This is a genomic window from Rhodococcus sp. P4_B6 (genome assembly GCF_056402215.1).
In genome coordinates, this window is record NZ_JBFUHV010000028.1 from 34,135 (window position 1) to 54,873 (window position 20,739).

The 20,739-nt window shown below is 66.8% G+C and carries 21 protein-coding genes; 14 read left to right on the top strand and 7 right to left on the bottom strand.

Annotation, left to right across the window (positions count from 1 at the left end; genetic code table 11):
* Positions 1-284 precede the first annotated feature (284 nt).
* Together AC1DWT_RS16155 and AC1DWT_RS16160 are read left to right on the top strand one after the other, a co-directional pair.
* Positions 285-1,427 carry an RNA-guided endonuclease InsQ/TnpB family protein gene (locus AC1DWT_RS16155; RefSeq protein ID WP_477921361.1) on the top strand — a complete coding sequence of 381 codons (1,143 nt, stop codon included), beginning with the start codon at positions 285-287 and terminating at the stop codon, positions 1,425-1,427.
* Positions 1,428-1,757: 330 nt separating this feature from the next.
* Positions 1,758-2,591: a sulfurtransferase gene (locus tag AC1DWT_RS16160; protein WP_477921411.1), complete on the top strand. Its 834-nt coding sequence runs from the start codon at positions 1,758-1,760 to the stop codon at positions 2,589-2,591.
* 7 nt (positions 2,592-2,598) lie between these two features.
* On the opposite strand, the gene AC1DWT_RS16165 is transcribed toward AC1DWT_RS16160, so the two are convergent.
* Both AC1DWT_RS16165 and AC1DWT_RS16170 read right to left on the bottom strand, forming a co-directional pair.
* Positions 2,599-3,600, bottom strand: coding sequence for a cation diffusion facilitator family transporter (locus AC1DWT_RS16165; RefSeq protein WP_477921363.1), 1,002 nt, complete (start codon positions 3,598-3,600; stop codon positions 2,599-2,601).
* Entirely contained in the window at positions 3,597-4,004 is a 408-nt protein-coding gene (locus AC1DWT_RS16170; protein ID WP_095861361.1) for an ArsR/SmtB family transcription factor, read from the bottom strand. The genes AC1DWT_RS16165 and AC1DWT_RS16170 overlap by 4 nt, the downstream gene beginning before the upstream one ends.
* Before the next feature lie 117 nt (positions 4,005-4,121).
* Here AC1DWT_RS16170 and AC1DWT_RS16175 point away from each other — a divergent pair, with 117 nt between their 5' ends.
* From AC1DWT_RS16175 to AC1DWT_RS16185, 3 genes are read left to right on the top strand one after another with little or no spacing between them, the layout of a single operon-like run.
* Positions 4,122-4,622 carry a MarR family winged helix-turn-helix transcriptional regulator gene (locus AC1DWT_RS16175; protein ID WP_095861362.1) on the top strand — a complete coding sequence of 167 codons (501 nt, stop codon included), beginning with the start codon at positions 4,122-4,124 and terminating at the stop codon, positions 4,620-4,622.
* Entirely contained in the window at positions 4,619-6,562 is a 1,944-nt protein-coding gene (locus AC1DWT_RS16180; RefSeq protein ID WP_072937516.1) for an MDR family MFS transporter, read from the top strand. The genes AC1DWT_RS16175 and AC1DWT_RS16180 overlap by 4 nt, the downstream gene beginning before the upstream one ends.
* 5 nt (positions 6,563-6,567) lie before the next feature.
* Entirely contained in the window at positions 6,568-7,023 is a 456-nt protein-coding gene (locus AC1DWT_RS16185; protein ID WP_477921366.1) for a GtrA family protein, read from the top strand.
* Positions 7,024-7,055: 32 nt separating this feature from the next.
* On the opposite strand, the gene AC1DWT_RS16190 is transcribed toward AC1DWT_RS16185, so the two are convergent.
* A complete protein-coding gene (locus AC1DWT_RS16190) occupies positions 7,056-8,468 on the bottom strand; it encodes an alkaline phosphatase PhoX (RefSeq protein WP_477921368.1) in 1,413 nt (470 codons plus the stop codon).
* A gap of 209 nt (positions 8,469-8,677) precedes the next feature.
* On the opposite strand from AC1DWT_RS16190, the gene AC1DWT_RS16195 reads away from it, so the two are divergent.
* The 3 genes from AC1DWT_RS16195 to AC1DWT_RS16205 all read left to right on the top strand — a co-directional run bounded on the left by AC1DWT_RS16195 (position 8,678) and on the right by AC1DWT_RS16205 (position 10,537).
* Entirely contained in the window at positions 8,678-8,995 is a 318-nt protein-coding gene (locus AC1DWT_RS16195) for an ArsR/SmtB family transcription factor (protein ID WP_174705445.1), read from the top strand.
* On the top strand, positions 8,992-9,492 hold the full coding sequence (locus AC1DWT_RS16200) for an SRPBCC family protein (protein WP_206015016.1): 501 nt from the start codon (positions 8,992-8,994) through the stop codon (positions 9,490-9,492). The genes AC1DWT_RS16195 and AC1DWT_RS16200 overlap by 4 nt, the downstream gene beginning before the upstream one ends.
* Positions 9,493-9,553: 61 nt before the next feature.
* Entirely contained in the window at positions 9,554-10,537 is a 984-nt protein-coding gene (locus tag AC1DWT_RS16205) for a sigma-70 family RNA polymerase sigma factor (RefSeq protein WP_095861366.1), read from the top strand.
* 3 nt (positions 10,538-10,540) lie between these two features.
* Here the strand turns inward: AC1DWT_RS16205 and AC1DWT_RS16210 are convergent, their stop codons facing one another.
* The gene (locus AC1DWT_RS16210; protein ID WP_015889204.1) at positions 10,541-10,945 is read right to left on the bottom strand and encodes a VOC family protein; all 405 of its coding nucleotides are present in this window, start codon (positions 10,943-10,945) and stop codon (positions 10,541-10,543) included.
* Between the two features lie 95 nt (positions 10,946-11,040).
* Positions 11,041-11,712 carry a type 1 glutamine amidotransferase gene (locus tag AC1DWT_RS16215; RefSeq protein WP_477921370.1) on the bottom strand — a complete coding sequence of 224 codons (672 nt, stop codon included), beginning with the start codon at positions 11,710-11,712 and terminating at the stop codon, positions 11,041-11,043.
* 335 nt (positions 11,713-12,047) lie between these two features.
* Here AC1DWT_RS16215 and AC1DWT_RS16220 point away from each other — a divergent pair, with 335 nt between their 5' ends.
* The gene (locus AC1DWT_RS16220) at positions 12,048-13,439 is read left to right on the top strand and encodes a WS/DGAT/MGAT family O-acyltransferase (RefSeq protein WP_072937523.1); all 1,392 of its coding nucleotides are present in this window, start codon (positions 12,048-12,050) and stop codon (positions 13,437-13,439) included.
* Positions 13,440-13,441: 2 nt separating this feature from the next.
* Here the strand turns inward: AC1DWT_RS16220 and AC1DWT_RS16225 are convergent, their stop codons facing one another.
* On the bottom strand, positions 13,442-13,738 hold the full coding sequence (locus AC1DWT_RS16225) for an Rdx family protein (protein ID WP_072937524.1): 297 nt from the start codon (positions 13,736-13,738) through the stop codon (positions 13,442-13,444).
* Between the two features lie 138 nt (positions 13,739-13,876).
* Between AC1DWT_RS16225 and AC1DWT_RS16230 the strand changes: the two genes are divergently transcribed.
* Positions 13,877-14,002, top strand: coding sequence for a hypothetical protein (locus AC1DWT_RS16230; protein ID WP_255314952.1), 126 nt, complete (start codon positions 13,877-13,879; stop codon positions 14,000-14,002).
* A gap of 39 nt (positions 14,003-14,041) precedes the next feature.
* Here the strand turns inward: AC1DWT_RS16230 and AC1DWT_RS16235 are convergent, their stop codons facing one another.
* On the bottom strand, positions 14,042-14,806 hold the full coding sequence (locus AC1DWT_RS16235; RefSeq protein ID WP_477921373.1) for an alpha/beta hydrolase: 765 nt from the start codon (positions 14,804-14,806) through the stop codon (positions 14,042-14,044).
* 617 nt (positions 14,807-15,423) lie between these two features.
* Here AC1DWT_RS16235 and tnpB point away from each other — a divergent pair.
* The 4 genes from tnpB to AC1DWT_RS16255 are packed head-to-tail and all read left to right on the top strand — an operon-like array spanning position 15,424 to position 20,717.
* Positions 15,424-16,953, top strand: coding sequence for an IS607 family element RNA-guided endonuclease TnpB (tnpB, locus tag AC1DWT_RS16240; RefSeq protein ID WP_095861370.1), 1,530 nt, complete (start codon positions 15,424-15,426; stop codon positions 16,951-16,953).
* A 10-nt stretch (positions 16,954-16,963) separates the two neighbouring features.
* Positions 16,964-17,941: an ABC transporter permease gene (locus AC1DWT_RS16245; protein ID WP_477921375.1), complete on the top strand. Its 978-nt coding sequence runs from the start codon at positions 16,964-16,966 to the stop codon at positions 17,939-17,941.
* Positions 17,938-18,864 carry an ABC transporter permease gene (locus AC1DWT_RS16250; protein WP_387485598.1) on the top strand — a complete coding sequence of 309 codons (927 nt, stop codon included), beginning with the start codon at positions 17,938-17,940 and terminating at the stop codon, positions 18,862-18,864. The genes AC1DWT_RS16245 and AC1DWT_RS16250 overlap by 4 nt, the downstream gene beginning before the upstream one ends.
* Positions 18,861-20,717 carry a dipeptide ABC transporter ATP-binding protein gene (locus AC1DWT_RS16255; RefSeq protein ID WP_477921376.1) on the top strand — a complete coding sequence of 619 codons (1,857 nt, stop codon included), beginning with the start codon at positions 18,861-18,863 and terminating at the stop codon, positions 20,715-20,717. The genes AC1DWT_RS16250 and AC1DWT_RS16255 overlap by 4 nt, the downstream gene beginning before the upstream one ends.
* The last annotated feature ends 22 nt before the right edge of the window (positions 20,718-20,739 follow it).

The window sequence follows — 20,739 nt, forward strand, 5'->3', positions numbered from 1 at the left end:
ACGCGCCACTCTCCCATGCTGCGGGGCCGAAGCGGCCCTCGGACGAGACGAGTGGAGTCTCGGTTCAATTTTGTGCACTGGAACGCGTTGAACTGTGTGAGCGACCCCTCCGGCAGGGTCCCGAAGAACCCGCAAACCCGTCCACGTCCACCTCCGCGCCGCACCCACGGGTGACGGACGAGTCGGTGGCCAGTTGATCCGTGAGTCTTTCGGCGCAAGCCCGGTCCTTCAGGTCCGGGATTGCCGATCTGGTTTTGTCGGACGGTGTGGCTAGTGTCTGGGTTATGGCGGGGAGGGTGGTGAAGCGGGCGTTCAAGTACCGTTTCTATCCGACTGCGGTGCAGGCCGAACAGCTTGCCCGGACGTTCGGGTGCACCCGGTATGTCTACAACCGGGCGTTGGCCGAGCGCTCGCGTGCCTGGTCGCAGGAGCAGCACCGGGTCACCTACGCGGACACCTCGAAGATGCTCACCGGATGGAAGCGGGACACCGAGACGGAGTGGTTGGCGGAGCCGTCGAAGGGGCCGTTGCAGGAATCGCTGCGGCAGTTGCAGGGCGCGTTCGAGAAGTTCTGGCGCAAGCAGACCCGCTACCCGCAGTTCAAGAGGAAGGGCCGGTCGAAGGATTCGGCGACCTACTACTCGAACTGCTTCACCTACCGCGGCGGGCAGATCCGGTTGGCCAAGCAGTCCGAACCCCTGGATATTCGGTGGTCGAGGCCACTGCCGGAGGGGGCCGTGCCGTCGCAGGTGACGGTGTCGCGCAATGCCCGCGGTCAGTACCACATCTCGATCCTCGTCGAGGACACCATCAGCGAACTCGAATCTGTCAGTCGGGTGGTCGGGCTCGACGCCGGGATCACCAGCCTCTACACGCTCTCGACGGGGGAGAAGATCACCAACCCGCGACACGAGCGCAGGGACCGCGAGCGGCTGGCGAAGGCGCAGCGGGTGCTGGCCAGGAAGGAGAAGGGGTCCCGGAACCGGGCCAAGGCCCGACTGAAGGTCGCGAAGATTCATGGTCGGATCGCCGATCGTCGTCGCGATTATCTGCACACACTTTCCACTCGACTGGTGCGCGAAAATCAAGTGATCGCCGTCGAGGATCTGAGTGTGCGGAACATGGTGAAGAATCGGTCGTTGTCTCGGGCGATCTCGGATGCGGGKTGGTCCGAGTTCCGGTCGATGCTCGAGTACAAGGCCGACTGGTACGGGCGGCGGGTGGTGGCGATCGACCGGTTCTGTCCGTCGTCGAAGAGCTGCTCGGTGTGCGGGGAGGTCGCCGGGGCGATGCCGCTGGACGTGCGGGAGTGGACGTGCCGGTGCGGCGCCGTCCACGACCGCGATGTGAACGCTGCGAAGAACATTTTGGCCGTCGGACTGACGGTGGCAGCCTGCGGAGACGGTGTGAGACCGCCCCGCACATAACGTGTGGGGCGGCGACTGTCGGTGAAACAGGAACCTCGGGACGTGAGTCTCGAGGGGAATCTCGGTCGATTACGGCCGAGAGGACGTCAAAGGCGTTCAGTCCGGCACCGCGGGCGTCCGTCGAGAGTCAGACCAGACGGGGAGGCCTGTACCCGGGGAAACCGGGGGCAGCGTCCTCGGCGGCGGGACCGCTGCACACCCCACCAGTCCGAACAGTGCGACCACGACCAGCGCCGTCGACAGACGTCCCGTCACTCGTGCCAGGGTGCCAGGTTCCCGTCTCCGCGGCACGCGGAACCTTCGTTGTGCGACAGTGGTGCGATGAGCCCTGTGGTGACGCTCGACGAGTTGGCGGCGCTGTTGCGCAGCGACGCTCCCCCGGTCCTGCTGGACGTGCGGTGGGCCCTCGGCGACACCGAGGGCAGGCAGCACTATCTCGACGCGCACATTCCCGGGGCCGTGTTCGTCGACCTCGACACCGAACTCGCCGCACCGGGACGCCCGGAACTCGGCAGGCATCCGCTACCGGCGGTGACCGACCTCCAGGACGCCGCGCGCCGGTGGGGAATCCGGGCGGACAGCGCGGTCGTGGTCTACGACGCGACGGGGAACCTCGCCGCCGCGCGGGCATGGTGGCTGCTGCGCTGGGCGGGCGTTGCCGACGTGAGCATGCTCGACGGCGGCCTCGGCGCGTGGACGTCGGCTGGTCACCCCGTCCGATCCGGCGACGAACAGGCGCGAGTCCCCGGCGACGTCGTGCTCACCGCGGGCCACCTGGCGACGCTGACCGCGGACGAGGCCGCCGAATTCGCCGCCCGCGGTCACCTTCTCGATGCCCGCGCCGCCGAGCGGTATTCGGGAGCGACCGAACCCGTCGACCCCCGCGCCGGGCACATTCCCGGCGCCCACAGCGCCCCGACGTCCGAGAACCTCGGGCCCGACGGCCAGTTCGCGCCCGCCGAGGCGCTGCGCGCACGGTTCGCCGCGGTCGGCGCCGAGCCCGGACGTCCGGCCGGCGTCTACTGCGGATCGGGTGTGACGGCGGCCCATCAGGTCGCGGCGCTCGCGCTCGCCGGCATCGACGCCGCCCTGTACCCGGGGTCCTGGTCGCAGTGGTCGTCCGATCCCGGACGTCCGGTCGCGACCGGCCCCGACCCGCGGTAGCGGCGGGTCACCCCGGCCGGCCCGCCGCCTCCACGTCGTGCGCCGGGTAGGCGTGGATAAGGGCGGTGCTCAGCTTCGGGACCGCGTGGGTGAGCGTGTGTTCCGCAGTGTGTGCGACGCGGTGTGCCTCGCTGAGGCTGGTCGAGGGGTCGACGTCGAGTTCGGCGTCCGCGTGCAGGCGGTGCCCGATCCAGCGCATCTTCACGCTCCGCACCCCGACCACTCCCGGTTCGGCGGCGAGGGCCTGTTCGGCGGCGTCGACCAGTCCGGGGTCGACGCCGTCCATCAGTCGCCGGAACACGTCGCGGGCGGCGGTCCGCAACACGAGCAGGATCGCGGCCGTGATCACCAGACCCACCACAGGATCGGCGAGGGGAATCCCGGCCGCGACACCGCCGGCGCCCAATACCACGGCGAGAGAAGTGAATCCGTCGGTCCGCGCGTGCAGTCCGTCGGCCACGAGGGCCGCGGAACCGATCCGGCGGCCGATCCGGATGCGGTACAGCGCCACCCACTCGTTGCCGGCGAAACCGATGATCCCGGCGAGCGCCACCCACCCGAGATGCTGGATGGGCACGGGATCGAGCAGGCGCCGGATGGCCTCCACGCCCGCGACGACCGCGGACAACGCGATCATCACCACGACGAACAACCCGGCGAGGTCCTCGGCCCGGCCGTAGCCGTACGTGAACCGCCGCGTGGCGGCCCGCCGTCCGAGGGCGAACGCGATCCACAGCGGGACCGCCGTCAGCGCGTCCGAAAAGTTGTGGATCGTGTCGGCGGCGAGCGCGACCGAACCGGACAGCACCACCACGACCACCTGGGCCAGGGCAGTGACGCCCAGCACCACCAGGCTGATCTTCACCGCCCGGATGCCGATCTCGCTGGCCTCGAGCGCGTCGTCGACGCTGTCCGCGGAGTCGTGGCTGTGCGGGGCGAAGATCTCGCGGATCGCCCCGCGGACGCCGCCCGAATGACCGTGCCCGTGGCCGTGGCCGTGGTCTGTCACGACGCACCTTCCTCTGCGGCCAGATCCGCACCCTCGTGGAGGACCTGCAGATCCCCCGACGCGCGATGGTGCCCGGGGATGCCGGGGCCTGCGTGCTCGGCGTTGAACACGGCGTCGGTCACCAGCTGCTGCACGTGCTCGTTGGCGACGCTGTAATAGATGGACGTGCCCTCCCGCCTCGTGTGCACGAGGCGGGCCATCCGGAGCTTCGCGAGGTGCTGCGAGACGGACGGCGCCGGCTTCCCGACCCGTTCGGCCAGCTCGTTCACCGACAGTTCGCCGCCCACCAGCTGCCACAGCACCTGCACCCGGGTGGAATCGGCCAGCATGCGGAAGACCTCGACCACCAGCCCTACCTGGTCTTCGTCGAGCCTGCGCCGGCAAATGCGCTTATCTGCATTCATACGCAGATAATAGGTCACTTCGCCTTGTGATGCACCAGACACCGAAATGGCTTACTTGCTTGCACTAACGATGTATATAGTTGCTTGCATCAAGTAAGTCGTCCTTCAGGGGTTGCCATGTCCATCACGTCAGTGCCTTCCGTATCTCTGGGCACCACCGAAGCGCTCATCGACGAGGTCTTCCTCTTCGGCCGAGTGCTCAAGGAGGCCCTGATGTCGGAAGCCGACGGCCACATGCCACGCGCGCTGACGGGGGTCCTCCTCGTCCTCGCGGCTCGCGGGGAATGCCGGCAGAACGAATTGGCCACCGAGATGTGCGTCGGCCAGTCGTCACTCAGTCGCCAGATCACCGACCTGGTGGAGTTCGGCTACGTCACGCGCCATCCCGATCCCGCCGACGGGCGCGCATTTCGAATACGCGTCTCGGAAGTCGGAATGACGTACGTCAAACAATTCCGAACCCAGCGTGCCGCACGAATGCAGAAGTTGTTGACGGGGTGGAACGAGACCGAGGCAGCAACTGCCCTCGACTCGATCAGGCACCTGAAGGAAACACTCGTCGATCCAGAACACCGGATCGTCACGAGCTCGAACCCGATTGGAACACAAAGCGTATGACCGAAACACAGACTCGGCCGCCGGTTGAAGAAACGACGGCCATGACGCACCGCCAAATCCTCGAAGCCCTCACGGGTCTGCTCGCAGCGCTGTTCACCGCCCTGCTGAGCAGCACGATCGTCGCCACCGCACTCCCGACGATCATCGGCGACCTGAAGGGCACCCAGACCGCATACGCCTGGGTCATCACCAGTGCCCTGCTCGCCAATGCCGCCTCGACCCCCATCTGGGGCAAGCTCGCCGACCTGTTCAACAAGAAGGTCCTGGTCCAGAGCGCGATCGTCATCTTCGTCATCGGTTCGGTGATCGCGGGATTCGCGCACAACGTGCCGATCCTGCTGACCGCGCGTGTCATCCAGGGCATCGGCATGGGTGGCCTGACAGCGCTCGTCGTCGCCATCATCGGCACCATCGTCTCGCCCCGTGAACGCGGCCGCTACTCCGGCTACATGGGTGCCGTCATGGCCGTGTCGATGTCGGGCGGTCCGATCCTGGGCGGCGTCATCGTCGACAGCCCCCTCGGCTGGCGCTGGTGCTTCTTCGTGTGCGTCCCGCTCGCCGTCATCGCACTGTTCCTGCTGCAGCGCACACTGCACCTCGCGACCGAGAAGAAGGACGACGTCTCCATCGACTGGCTCGGCGCCCTCCTGCTGACCGCCGGTGTGTCCATCCTGCTGATCTGGGTCTCGTTCGCCGGCAAGGCGGGCTACTACGAGTGGTTCTCCCGTGAGACCGCCCTGTACGTCGGATCCGGTGTGCTCCTGCTGGCCGCGACGATCCTCGTCGAGGCCAAGGCCAAGTCGCCGATCATCCCGCTCAAGATCGTCACGGAGAAGACCACCGGACTCGCGATCATCGCGTCCGTCGCCGTCGGTGTCGGAATGTTCGGCTCCACCACGTTCCTCGGCCAGTACTTCCAGACCTCGCGTGGCTACACCCCCACCATGGCCGGCGTGCTCACCATCCCAATGGTCGCCGGCATGCTCCTCGGCACGGTCGGATCCGGACAGCTCATCACCCGCTTCGGCAAGTGGAAGCCGTTCGTCGTCGGCGGCGCCGTCCTGATGATCATCGGATTCGGACTGCTCGGCACCATCGATCACGAGACCAACCTGACCCTGGTCGGCACGTACATCGCGATCATCGGTCTCGGCATGGGCATGCTGATGCAGAACCTGGTCCTCGCGGTGCAGAACACCGTCAGCGTCCAGAACATCGGTGCGGCATCCAGCTCGGTCGCGTTCTTCCGGACCTTCGGTGGCGCGATCGGCGTCTCGGTCCTCGGTTCGGTGCTGGCCACCCGCGTCGCCGACCTGTCGGCCGAGGGTTTCGCAAAACTCCGCATCCCGACCGGATCGAGCAGCGGCGGCGGAAGCCTGGACCTGACGTCCATGCCCGCTCCCGTGCAGGGCGTCATCCGCGCCGCATACGGTGACGCCACCGGGCGGATCTTCCTGATCGCCGCCGTCGTCGCCGTCATCACCCTGATCGCCGTCATCCTGATCCCCAACCGCCCGCTGCGTCGCACCATCGACCTGTCGAGCGAGCAGGAGCCCGTCCAGGAACCCGAGTACGCCCCCGTCCCGGAGTACGCACTCGAATCCGACACGGCCCCGATCCAGTCGCCCGACGTCCGCGGCGGCAGGCACGAGGCCCCCGCCGATCAGCATCAGCCCTTCGCCGGGCTGAGCGCCGACGCCCGGGACCGTCTCCTGTCCATGCTCCTGCCCCAGCCGGAGCGGACGCTGGAAGCGATCGACGAAGCGGAGAAGATCCGCGACGAGGTCAACCGCCTGCGTACCGATCTCAATGCCAAGCTCGTCGAATTCGACGAGGTCTGGGATCGCCTGCGCGAGCTGGGACTGAGTGAAGAGCAAGTGGCCGGCGTCCTCGGTGGCGGCCACGTGACGGACACCGGCAACGGTGCCCTCATCCGCTGAATGAGATGATCGTTCAGTTCCACGACGCCGTCGGCTCGCCCACGTATCCCCCTCTACGTGGGCGGGCCGGCGGCGTGTTCGCTCAGTTGACCCGGTTCACCCTGGTGGGCACGTCGAGCAATGTGCTCTACGCTCTCGCGTTCTTCACCCTCGACGTGTACGGGTCGCTCGTCGCCAACCTGGTCGGCGTGGTGACCAGTTCGATGTTGGCCAACGAACTCCACCGCCGGCTCACCTTCCGCGCCGCGGATCGCGTCCGCTGGTTCGTCGCACAGTGGGAGGGCGGGACCCTCGCCCTGATCGGGCTGGCCGTCAGTTCCCTCGCGCTCGCCGTCCTGCACACGCTCTTCCCCGGCGCCGACGGCCTCGTGCAGGTCGCGCTCGTCGTCGCCGTCAGCGCCGTCGTCGGCGGCCTGCGGTTTCTCGCCCTCCGCGGCTGGGTTTTTGCCTCCGGCCTGTGAGTACTTATTAACCGCCCGTGGTTAATAAGTACTCACGGCAGGGGGCGGTGCCACGGACCGGTGATCGCCAGCGTCAGCCCCGGTGACTGAATGTTCGCGAACAGAATCCTCCCGTCGGCGCTGAATGCCGGACCGCAGAATTCGCTGTCGTTCAACTCGTTCCGAGCCATCGCGAACGGCTCCCCCTCCGCCGTGACACCCACGAGGTGACTGATCCCTTCGCCGTCCTCCGCGAGAATCACACCGCCGTACGGCGAGACCGTGATGTTGTCGGGCCCGTCGTAGTTTCCGGTGTCGACGGCCGGATCGGGATTGACACCGAACAGCGTCTTCAGCGTGACCGTCTGTTTCGCCGGGTCGAAGAACCACACCTGGCCGTCGTGCTCGGCGACGCTGCCGTCGCTGGTCCGTGCGTAGCTCGCGACGAAGTAGGCGCCGCCGTCGCCCCACCACTGCCCCTCCAGCTTGCGGCTCCGGGTGACGGCGTCGTCCCCGAACTGCTTGCGCACCGACGTGCTCGTCGCGTCACGGTCCGGCACACCGACCCACTGCACCGAGTACACGGTGCCCGGCTCGGTGGCCTGCGACAGGTCCGGGACGTGCGTTCCGCCCTGGAAGCAGGCCATCGCCTGGAGTGCACCTGCGGTGTCGCCGCCCGGAGACTGGGCGAGTTCGCGCAGCGCATTCGGTCCGCCCCGGAAGCCCTGCGGCGGCGTCCACCGGTAGTACAGCCCGTTCGGCCCGGACGCGTCCTCCGTGAGGTAGACGGTGCTCGACACCGGATCCACCGCCACCGCCTCGTGCGCGTACCGCCCCAGGAACTTCAGCGGCACAGGACTTTTGCCCCTGTTCGCGTCCTGGCTCGCGGGGTCCACCTCGAAGACGTAGCCGTGGTCGAGCAGGAACCCGCCCTCCCCCGCGCGAGCCTCCGTCTCCTCGCAGGTCAACCAGGTCCCCCAGGGGGTGATGCCGCCCGCACAGTTGTTCACGGTGCCCGCGACGCTGACGTACTGGCCCTGCCGTGCGCCGTCGGCACCGACCGCAGTCGTGGTCGTGCCGCCGCGCGCGCCCGYGTCGTACGTCAATCCGTCGAGCGCCGGCACGCCGAACGGTTCGTCGCTGCCGATCTCGTGGTTGGTGACGAGCGTGGAACCGCCGGGTCGCGCGAACACCCCGATCGCGTCGGGGTCGCTCGGCACCGGCACGTCACCGTCCAACTGCGTCTCGCCCGAATGGGCGACGACGGTGTACGAAAAGCCCACCGGGAGCGACAGAATGCGGTTCGGGTCCGGCACGAGCGGTCCGTAACCGATCGCCTGTCCCGGTGCCGCGGACGCGAACGCCGGGCGAACGAGGGCGTCGACGCTTCCGGCGAGTGCCACACCGAGCCCGGTGAGCGCGGTGCGACCGAGGAATCCGCGGCGGTTGAGTGGTGCAGTGGACACTGTGTGAAACCTCCATGGTGACGAACCGGATCCTCAGGACGGTAGGTACCGCGGTGCCCGGCTTCGTGGACGCACCGTGGCGGGTGGATGAACCAAGTGCGAACTTCGCCCGTGAGTACTTCTTAACCGCCCGCGGTTAACAAGTACTCACGGGCGGCGAAGCCGCACAACCGTTGACATGTGACCAAATGGTCACCTATTCTCGATCCATGGACGACGATCACGTCTTCAAGGCGCTGGCCGATCCGACCCGCCGCCTGATACTCGACCGATTGTTCGCCCAGGATGGTCAGACGCTCACCGAACTCGAGTCGCACGTCGAGATGACGCGATTCGGTGTCATGAAGCATCTGCGTGTGCTCGAAGACGCGGGACTCGTCGTCACGCGCCGCTCCGGCCGGGAGAAACTGCATTACCTCAATCCTGTGCCGATACAGCTGATCCACAACCGGTGGATCGACAAGTACACCGAGCGTCACACCTCGGCGCTCGCTCAGCTGAAATCCGAACTGGAGGAAGAGAAATGACTACCGTCGACGCGATCCAGATCTACGCCGTCTACATCAAGGCGACCCCGGAGGCCATCTGGGAGGCCATCACGAAACCCGAGTGGTCGCAGCAGTACGGGTACGGCGGCCTCGTCGACTACGACCTCCGCGCGGGCGGGTCGTTCCGCACGCGCGCGGACGACGCGATGAAGGAATACCCCGGCGTTCCGGACGTGATCGTCGACGGCGAGGTGATCGAATCCGATCCGCCGAAGAAACTGGTTCAGACGTGGCGGATGCTGATGGACGCCGACAACGTGGAGGGTTTCACCACGCTGACCTACGAGATCGTGCAGTCGAGCAGGCCCGGAGTCGCGAAACTGACTGTCACACACGACCTCACCAATGCGCCGGGCCTGGCGGAGATGGTCGCGGGCAGGCGCGAACCCGAGGGCGCGGGCGGTGGCTGGAACGAGGTGCTGAGCGGAATGAAGACGCTGCTCGAGACGGGTCAGCCGATGGTGAACTGGGGCTGAACACCGGGTCGGTGAGCGCGAGGGGCCGACATCTGTCGGATGGCCGCAGTAAGCTCCAACCATGACGGCTGCGCAGTCGCTCGACGGGGAATTCCTCGCACTCGCCGACCCTTACCGGCGCGAGTTGCTCGCCCATTGTTATCGCATGATGGGCTCACTTCACGACGCCGAAGACCAGATGCAGGAGACGTTCATCCGGGCGTGGCGCGGATACGAGGGCTACCAGCAGCAGGCGTCGTTGCGGACGTGGCTGTACAAGATCGCCACCAACACCTGCCTGACGGCGTTGCAGAACAGGTCGAAGCGTCCGCTGCCGAGCGGTCTGGGCGCTCCCGACTCCGACCCGACCGCCGAACTCGTCGAACGACACGAGGTGCCGTGGCTCGGGCCGCTCCCCAACCGCCTCATCGACGACGACGCCGGCGATCCCGCCACCGTCGTGACGTCGCGCGAGTCGGTGCGGTTGGCGTTCATCGCGGCCCTTCAGCATCTTCCTGCACGTCAGCGCGCTGTTCTCGTCCTGCGCGACGTGTTGCAGTGGAAGGCGTCGGAGGTCGCGACGGCCCTCGGCACCACCACGACGGCGGTCAACAGCCTGCTGCAGCGTGCCCGGACGCAACTCGAACTGGCCACGCCGTCGGCGGACACGCTCGTCGAACCGGAGTCCCCCGAGGAACGCGAACTGCTCGACCGCTACGTGGCCGCGTTCGAGAACTACGACATCGACGGGATCGTCGAACTGTTCACCAAGGACGCCGTCTGGGAGATGCCGCCGTTCGAGGGCTGGTACCGCGGCGGGACCGCGATCGGCACCCTGGTCAGCGAGAAGTGCCCGGCCAAGGCTCGAGGCGACATGCGACTGGTGCCGACGGTGTCGAACGGACAGCCGGCGCTCGGCCTGTACATGCGCGGGGAGGACGGCGTCCATCGTCCGTTTCAGCTGCATGTCCTGGACGTGACGGCCGACGGGGTCTCCCACGTCGTCTGCTTCTTCGACATCGATCTGTTCGAGAAGTTCGGACTGCCGGAGACCCCGCCCGCCTGACCCCTACGCCGGCACGGCGGCCGGATCCATCCACATGACCTCCCAGACGTGGCCGTCCAGGTCACGGAACGCGCGGCCGTACATGAAGCCCTCGTCCTGGAGCTTGCCCCACGCCGAGCCACCGGAGGCGAGGGCCTTGTCGACCAGGCTGTCGACCTCCTCGCGGCTGTCGGCCGAGATACAGAGCAGCGCCTCGACGGCCTTCGAGGTGTCGCAGATGCCGCCTTCGATGAAGTCCTTGAACCGGGACTCGACGAGGAGCATCACGGACGTGGACTCGTTGATCACCATGGCGGTGCAGGAATCGTCGCTGAACGTGGCGTTGAACTCGAAGCCGAGTCCGCCGAAGAACTGCTTGGTCGCGTCGAGGTTCTTGATCGGCAGGTTCACGAAGAGCATCCGGGACATGTGATTCTCCTTCTCGGGTTCCGCCCAGTGCGGAAGTCATCGATACAGACCACGGCGGTGCGCGAAACTCATCGGCGCCCGCGCGCCCGATTCTGTCAGCTCTCGGCGAGGTCGAGGAACGAACCGATCATGATCCGTCCGGCGGCCTCCACGGCGTCCATGTGTTCCCCCGACGGCGCGGTGCCGGGCGGCATGTGGGCCTGCATCACGGGCAGTTGCTCGCGGGTGAGTTCGACGTGGAACTGCAGACCGTAGGCGCGGCGTGCGATGGCGAACGCCTGATTCTCGTAGAGGCGGCTGCTCGCCAGCCGGACCGCGCCGTCCGGGAGGTCGAAGGTGTCGCCGTGCCAGTGGACGACGGGCACCTCGGCGCCGACGGCACCGAACACGGGATCGCGCGTTCCGTCGTCGGACACCGTCACCGTCCCGGCACCGTTCTCCGGGCTCGGCCCGCGGCGGATCGGACTGCCGAACGAGGCCGCGAGAAGTTGCGCGCCGAGGCAGATCCCGAGCATCGGGAGACCGGCGTCCACAATTTTTTTGATGAAGTTTCGCTCTCGCGGAAGTTGCGGGTGGGTAACGTCGTCGAGTGCGCCCATCGGACCGCCCATCACGACGAGGCCGCCGATGTCGTGAACGGCCGGAAGTTCCGACGTTCGGTACGTGGGGTACTCGGTGTAGCGAATTCCCCGCTCCGCCAGCAGAGTTCCGACGAGAGCCGGTCCTTCGAACGACACATGTTCAACAATTGCCCATGGCTTGGTCATGCCACAATTCTTACCGAGTAGGGACTTTCGGCCCTAGGCAGTTTCGGAAACGTGAATTCCGCACTGAGTGCACAAAATTGGGATGTTCACACGGAGTTCATTTTCGGTGTCGATCACTCGAATGACAGACGCCAAACTGGACGCTTGTCTAGTGGCATGGCTCACGGGAAACCTGTAGAAATACGAGCGTCACGCTTTCGTGACCTGTCCCATATCAATTAGTTATCCGGTGGTGGTCCCTGACAAACGGAACGTCACCATCTCCCGTTACCTCAGACCACAGACGAGCCCTCCTGCGATCCGGGAAGTCGTCTTCGGGATGGAAAGGGCAATAGATGCCGCTCCCCATGTCCCCCCTCGACTCGATGTTTCTTCTCGGCGAGTCCCGAGAGCACCCGATGCACGTCGGCGGCGTGGAGATCTTCCAGCTCCCGGACGGCGCCGACACCTATGACATGCGCGCGATGCTCGACCGCGCGCTCGTCGAGGGCGACGGCATCGTCACACCCCGGCTCGCCAAGCGGGCCCGCCGGTCCTTCTCCTCGCTCGGCCAGTGGAGCTGGGAGACCGTCGACGACATCGACCTCGGTCACCACATCCGGCACGACGCACTGCCCGCCCCCGGCGGCGAGGCCGAGCTGATGGCCCTGTGCTCACGGCTGCACGGATCGCTGCTCGACCGCAGCCGCCCGCTGTGGGAGATGCACTTGATCGAGGGACTGAGCGACGGACGGTTCGCCGTCTACACCAAGATCCACCACGCGGTCGCCGACGGCGTCACCGCCATGAAGATGCTGCGCAACGCGCTCAGCGAGAACTCCGACGATCGGGACGTGCCCGCTCCGTGGCAGCCGCGCGGCCCGCGCCCGCAGCGGACGCCGTCGAAGGGGTTCAGCCTGTCGGGTCTCGCCGGTTCCACCATCCGCACCGCCCGCGAGACGGTCGGTGAGGTCGCCGGTCTCGTGCCCGCGCTGGCCGGCACCGTCTCCCGCGCCTTCCGCGACCAGGGTGGCCCGCTCGCGCTGTCCGCACCAAAGACTCCGTTCAACGTGCCGATCACCGGCGCCCGCCAGTTCGCGGCGCAGTCGTGGCCGCTCGAACGTCTCCGCCTCGTCGCCAAGCTGTCCGACAGCACCATCAACGACGTCGTGCTCGCGATGTCCTCGGGAGCGCTCCGCAGCTACCTCGAGGATCAGAACGCCCTGCCCGCCGAGCCGCTGATCGCGATGGTGCCGGTGTCGCTGAAGAGCCAGCGCGAGGCGGCGACCGGCAACAACATCGGGGTGCTCATGTGCAACCTCGGCACCCACCTGCGCGAACCGGCGGATCGGCTCGAGACCATCCGGACCTCCATGCGCGAGGGCAAGGAAGCCTACGGCTCGATGACCGCCACGCAGATCCTGGCGATGAGCGCGCTCGGGGCGGCACCGATCGGCGCGAGCATGCTGTTCGGGCACAACTCGCGGGTGCGCCCGCCGTTCAACCTCATCATCTCCAACGTTCCCGGCCCCAGCTCACCGCTGTACTGGAACGGTGCGCGGCTCGACGCCATCTACCCGCTGTCGGTGCCCGTCGACGGCCAGGGCCTGAACATCACGTGCACCAGCAACGACGACATCATCTCGTTCGGTGTCACCGGCTGCCGCAGCGCCGTGCCCGACCTGAAGTCGATCCCGGCCCGGCTCGGACACGAACTGCGCGCACTGGAGCGGGCGGTCGGGATCTGACGTCAGGGGGTCTTCCGGTCGCTGTGCCCGAGGTCTCGGTCGGGTGCCACCCGGTCGCGGACCAACTGCTTGAGGACGGTGATGTCCGGGAAGCCGCCCTGCTCCTTGCGGTCCCAGATCAGGTCGTCGTCGACGGTGATGCGGAAGATCCCTCCGGTGCCGGGGACGAGTGCGACTTCGCCGAGTTCCTGCCCGAACGTGCCGAGTAGTTCCTGCGCCATCCATGCTGCACGCAACAACCATTGGCACTGGGTGCAGTAGGTGATCGCGACCCGGCCGTCTGCGCTGCTCGTCGTCATCGTGCCAGGTTAACCGAACACGCTCCCCCGCTTGCTGTTCGAGTTGCATGCGCGACACCTGTTCGTCATGCGGGCGTCAGCATGTTGGGGCAGACTGTCGATCGCCATGCTGTGCCCTCTCGACGAAAGGAAGCCTCCATGCCCACCGCGCTCGAAGAATCGCGTCGCCACGCCATCGACCTGACCAACGAGAAGATCCAGGCCGTCAAGGATTTCTTCACCAACATCTTCCGTCTCGACACCACGCACCGCACCGAGGCGTGAACGGGCGGGGAGGCCTTCGCCGCGAAGGCCTCCCCGCGTTCACCGGATCGTCCCGAAGAACTTCACGACCTCCGCGGCCCGGAAGTGGTCTTCCGACACGTGTGGGCCGCTCACCTCGACGAACTCGACCGAGTCCGAGCCGCGGCGGATCATCTCGACCCACGGCCCCGTGACACCGGCGATGTTCGCGACCTCGTCCTCCCGCGAGGCGTACACCCGAATGGGTACTCCCACATAATCTCCCGGCCGGTGCCGGACGGCGTCCCAGTGCTCCGTCTTCGATTCGAGGTCGTGCCCGTCCGCGGACAGGTCGAACGCGTCCCGCAGGGTGTCGCGTCCGTGCTCGCCTCGTTCCCACACCGCGCGCAGCGACAGCGACGGGGCGATGAACACGGCACCGTCCCACGGCACCTCGCGCAGTCGCACGGCGGCGTTCCCGCCCATCGATTCGCCGATCAGGAACCGCCGCAGCACCGGCCACCGCCGGGACACCCACGCGTCCAGCGCCACCACGGCGTCCTGCGCCGACCGGTTACCCCATAGGTCGCCATGCAGGTACGGGCTCGCGACCACGTATCCGGCGTCTAGCAGGCCGTCCCGCAGTCCGGCGCGATCGTCGATCGACCTCTCGTCCCCCGTCCGCCCGTGCAGATAGTACGCGACTGCCGACGGCGTCACCCCGCGCGGCACCCCGACCAGCGCACGATCGCCGGACCGCGGGACCGTCACCGCGTACTCGTCGTACCTGGTGAGGTGTGCCGTGCGCCGCGTCACCTGTTCGACGGCGCCGGCACGAATTGTCACACCGCCAACGCTAACAAGCGACGACGCAACATGCCGGGCGGCGATCTCGGACGCGGCACCCGTTTCGCCGAGTCGGGCCGACCGCCGGCGGCACGCTCCTATACTTCGTAGCGTTGAGCCCTAGTTGCGAGGGTTTGCAACCGTTCGCTTGTGGGATTGTTTCGTGCTGTCTAGTGGAGTTTGGTGTCGTGATGTTGAGGGATTGGGCGGCAGCGAGCGGAGTGAAGTACCGGACCGCGTCGGCGTGGTTTCATGCGGGAACGCTTTCTGTCCGAGCTCAGCAGTTGCCGTCGGGCACGATCCTGGTGGGAGATACTGCGGTCTGCACGCCATGGGTCGGGAAGGGCATGAAAATTCGTAAGCTGTTTGCCGATCAGAACGTGACGACGATCGTGGTGGAGCATCGGGAGCAGCCCGACGAGGCTCGGGTTCGAATGCATCGAGGCCGTTTTTGTCGGCGCAAGGTCGTACTCTGCTCACGTTGGCCGACGATGGGGGTGGTTGATGATCTGGTGGGACATGACCGGGGTGGTGACGTCGCTGCGTGCCCGCCTGAACGGGCAGCGCCGTGCACGTCGGCGTGCCGCCGCTGCCGTGGCCGCCGCGACGGACCGCCCATGACGGCCGCTGCTGCACTCGAGGATCGGACTGCCGACATCACTGCGCCGGATCCGTCTCGGACGGTGATCCGGGCGTACGTCTACGTTCTCGATCCCACCCCGGCACAGGTCGAGGCGTTACGGTCGCATTGCGGGGCACAGCGTTTCGCCTACAACTGGGCACTGTCACAAGTCAAGGCGAACCTCGATCAACGGACCGCGGAACGGTCCTACGGTGTTCCCGACGCGGAGCTGACCCCGTCGATGTCGTGGTCCGCATACCGTCTGCGCAAATTCTGGAACACCGTCAAGAACGACGTCGCGGTCGCCCCCGAGACCGGGAAAGTGTGGTGGCCAGAGAACTCGAAGGAGGCGTATAGCTCCGGGATCGCGAACTGTGCTGCCGCGTTGTCGAACTGGTCCGACGCCCGGTCCGGGAAACGGAAAGGCTCGATGGGGTTTCCGCGGTTCCGAAGTAAGCGGGCGGTGCTGTCGTGCCGGTTCACGACGGGCAGTTTCGGGCTGGTCACCGATGGCGGTGACCGCCGTCATGTGCAGTTGCCCCGGATCGGGGCGATCCGGACGTGCGAATCCACCCGCAAACTGGCCCGCAAGACTATCGCTGGGACGGCGCGGATCCGATCTGCGACCGTGTCGTATCGACGCGGCCGGTGGCAGGTGTCGTTTTCCGTCGAAACTACTCTCCCCGCCAGGGCACTCCCGCCCACCGCCACCTGTGCCTCCGCCGTTGCCGATGGTGGTGTGGACGGTTCGGTGGTCGGCGTCGATGTGGGGGTGAAACACCTCGCGGTCCTCTCGACCGGAGAGATGATCGACAACCCGAAACACACACGAAAGCACGCGAAGGTGTTGCGTCGTCTGCAGCGCCGCGCGTCCCGCCAGATCGGCCCGGATCGCCTCACCGGCCAAGAGCCCTCACAGCGGTGGCTGCGCACCCAAGACCAGATCAGGGCAGTACACACCCGCACCGCCGACGCGCGCCGCGATCACCTGCACAAACTCACCACCCGACTGGTGCGGGACGTCGGCACCGTCGTCGTCGAAGACCTCAATGTCACGGGGATGACCCGCTCCGGTGGCGCCTACAAGCGTGGACTGAACCGGGCTCTGCGTGATGCGGCGCTCGCCGAGATCCGACGACAACTGACCTACAAGACCGAGTGGACCGGCACAAGACTGCACGTGGCGGACCGTTGGTATCCGTCGAGTAAGACCTGCTCGAACTGTCAGGTAGTGAAAGCCAAACTACCCCTCAATGTTCGGGTGTTCACCTGCGATTCGTGCGGATTCCGCGCTGATCGTGATCACAATGCCGCCCTCAACCTCGCTGCCCTCGCGGCGGTTGTTGACGGTGGTGCGTCTTCGGCGAGTTGCGGACGAGACGTAAAAGACGCCCGACAGAAACCAACCATAAGACCCGCCATCCGGCGGGCAGACGGTATCGCTGCGGGAACGCCACATAGTGGTGAACGTGGCCGGGGTAACCCGGCCGCTCATGCCGAGTGCACCAAACAACACTCAGGATGAACGGGGATCGATGGGTATCTTCCTGCTACGACGAGCGCTCAATTACGTGGTGCTGTTGCTGCTGGCGTCGTTCCTGACGTTCAGCCTCACCTCGCTCACCTTCCGCCCGCTCGACAGCCTGGAACAACGTAACCCCCGGCCGCCGCAATCGGTGATCGACGCGAAGGCCGCGGAACTGCATTTGGACGACCCGATCCCGGTGCGGTACGCGAACTGGCTGGGCGGCGTCGTGCACGGCGACTTCGGCACCACCATCACGGGTCAGCCCTTGTCGGACGAGTTGGGCCGCCGGATCCTGGTGAGCATGCGATTGCTGATCCTCGGTTCCGTCATCGGCGCGGTGCTGGGGGTGCTGATCGGCGCCGCCGGGGCGATCCKGCAGTACAAGTTCAGCGATTATTTCAGCACCGTCGTGTCGCTGCTGATTCTCAGCGCGCCCGTGTTCCTGGTGGCAACCCTGCTGAAATACGGTGCTCTCCAGATCAACTCGGCCACCGGCAGCCAGATCTTCCTGTACACCGGGGAATCCTCGGCCAGCACGATCACCGGGTTCTGGCCGCAGTTCGTCGACCGGGTGCAGCATCTGGTGCTGCCGACCATCGCGCTGGCGTTGGGCAGCATCGCAGGGTACAGCCGATATCAACGCAACGCGATGCTCGACGTTCTGGGGAGCGACTTCATCCGGACCGCGCGGGCGAAGGGGCTGACCCGGCGGGCGGCACTGCTCAAGCACGGACTCCGGACGGCGCTGATCCCGATGGCGACGCTGTTCGCCTACGGGTTCGGGGCGCTGGTCGTCGGGGCCACGTTCACCGAGAAGATCTTCGGCTGGCACGGCATCGGCGAGTGGATCGTGATCGGCATCGACAACCAGGACACCAACATCGTCGTCGCGATCACGTCGTTCACCGGGCTGATCGTGCTGTTGTCAGGGCTGCTCTCGGACGTCGTGTATGCGGCGCTGGACCCGAGGGTGCGTGTGGGGTGACCGAGATCCAGATCGCGTCCACCGATGCGGCGGTGTCGGCCGTCGGGCGCCGAACCCTGCTGTTTCGGCGGTTTCTCCGGAACAAACCCGCCATCGCCGGGGTGTGCATCCTGCTGTTGCTGTTCGTCGCCAGTTTCGTCGGACCGTACCTGCTCCCCTACGACTATCAGCAACTCGACTACACCGCGCTGCTGCAGCCGCCCAGTGCCGAACATCTTTTCGGCACCAACCAGATCGGGCAGGACGTTCTCGCCCAGACGTTGCGCGGGCTGCAGAAGTCGCTGATCATCGGCATCTGCGTCGCGCTCTTCTCCACCGCCATCGCGGCGCTCGTCGGTGCGCTGGCCGGGTATGTCGGCGGCTGGCCGGATCGGGTGATCATGTGGCTGGTCGATCTGCTGCTCGTCGTTCCCAGCTTCATCATCATCGCCGTGTTCACCCCCCGGCTGAAGTCGTCGAGTTCGATCGTCCTGCTGATCCTGCTGCTGGCGGTGTTCGGCTGGATGATCACCGCCCGGATGGTCCGAGGGATGACGCTGAGCCTGCGCGAGCGGGAATTCGTGCAGGCCGCCCGGTACATGGGGGCACCGACGCACAAGATCATCACCAGCCACATAGTCCCGAACATCGCGTCGATTCTGATCATCGACGCGACCCTGAACGTCGGTGCCGCGATCCTCGCCGAGACCGGGCTCAGCTTCCTCGGGTTCGGCGTGCAGAAACCGGACATCTCTCTCGGGTCGCTGATCGCCGACGGTACCGAATCCGCCCTCACCTACCCGTGGCTGTTCATGTTCGCGGGCGGACTGCTGGTGATCACCGTGCTGTCGGCGAATCTGGTGGGCGACGGACTCCGCGACGCGGTCGACCCCACCTCGAAGCGGGCCCGGTCCCGCAAGAGCAGGAAGAAAGTGAAGCGGTGACCGGGCAACCGCTGCTCGACATCGAGAACCTGCGGGTCAGCTTTCCCAGCGAGGAGGGCCGGATCGAGGCGGTCCGGGACGTCAGCTACACCGTCTCCGACGGCGAGGTGCTGGCCATCGTGGGTGAGTCGGGCTCGGGCAAGTCGGTGGCATCCCTCGCGGTGATGGGGCTGCTGCCCGAGCACGCGCGCGTCACCGGCTCGATCCGGTTGCAGGGCCGCGAGTTGCTGGGCATGGGAGACCGGGAACTGTCGGCGCTGCGCGGGAAGACGGTCAGCATGGTGTTCCAGGACCCGCTGTCCGCGTTGACGCCGGTGTACCGGGTCGGTGACCAGATCGCCGAGGCGCTGCTGGTCCACGGCCGGGCGAGCAACAGGAAGGACGCCGAGCAGCGCGCCGTCGACCTGCTCGATCTGGTCGGGATCCCCGATCCTGCGGTGCGCGCCAAGGCTTTTCCCCACGAGTTTTCCGGCGGCATGCGCCAGCGCGTGGTGATCGCCATCGCGATCGCCAACGATCCCGCGCTGATCATCTGCGACGAACCGACCACCGCCCTCGACGTGACCGTGCAGGCGCAGATCCTGAACCTGCTGCGCAAGGCGCGTGATCTCACCGGCGCCGGTGTCGTGATGATCACCCACGACATGGGCATCGCGGCGACCCTCGCCGACCGCGTGGTGGTGATGTACGCGGGCCGGGTGGTGGAGTCCGCTCCGGTGCGGGAACTGTTCGCGGAACCCCGAATGCCCTACACCGCAGGACTACTCGTGTCCGTACCACGGATGGACGCGCCGATCCGGAGCCGCCTGGTCTCGATCGCCGGCGCCCCGCCGGCACCGCATTCACTGCCACCCGGTTGCACGTTTGCGCCGCGCTGCCCGCTCGCCGTGGACGCCTGCCTGCTCGCCGAACCGGAACTCGTCGCGACCGGACCGGCCCACCGGGCGGCGTGTATCCGCGTCGACGAGAGCGGCACCCGCGACCTCTTCACGGCATATCGGCGGGATCAGCCGGCCCCCGCCGCCACCGCGAGGACGCAACCCGAGCACCGGGTGGTGCTGCAGGTGACCGACCTGGTGAAGACGTATCCGATCACCAGCGGTCTGGTGTTCCGCCGCAAGCGCGGCGAGATAAGGGCGGTCGACGGCATCACGTTCGACATTCGTGCGGGTCGCACGCTGGCGTTGGTGGGCGAATCCGGCTCGGGCAAATCGACGACGTTGACGCAGGTCCTCGACCTGTCCGCGCCGGAATCCGGGTCGATCGAGGTGCTGGGTGCCGACGTCGCGACGCTGAGCGCCCACCGCAGGCGCGCCCTCCGGCGGAAGATGGCCGTCGTCTTCCAGGATCCGACGGCGTCCCTGGACCCCCGGCTGCCGGTGTTCGACGTGCTCGCCGAGCCGCTGCGGCTGGACGGCCGCGGGCGCGAGGAGATCGGCCGCCGGGTACCGGAACTGCTCGACCTGGTGGGGTTGCGACGCGAGCACGCCGACCGGTACCCGGCCGATTTCTCGGGCGGCCAGAAGCAGCGGATCAGCATCGCCCGGGCGCTGGCGCTCGATCCGGAACTGCTGTTCCTGGACGAACCGGTGTCTTCGCTCGACGTCTCCATCCAGGCCGGGGTGCTCAACCTCCTGCGCGACCTCCAGGAGCAGCGGGGCATGTCGTACCTGTTCGTCTCGCACGACCTGTCGGTGGTCCGCAACATCGCGCACGACGTCGCGGTGATGTACCGGGGCAGGATCGTCGAGTCGGGAGCCGCGCAGACGATTTTCGAGGATCCGCAGCACGAGTACACCCGGGCACTGCTCGCGGCAATCCCCGTACCGGATCCGACGTATTTGGCACACTAGGGTCAGCGAACTTCGAGGAAGG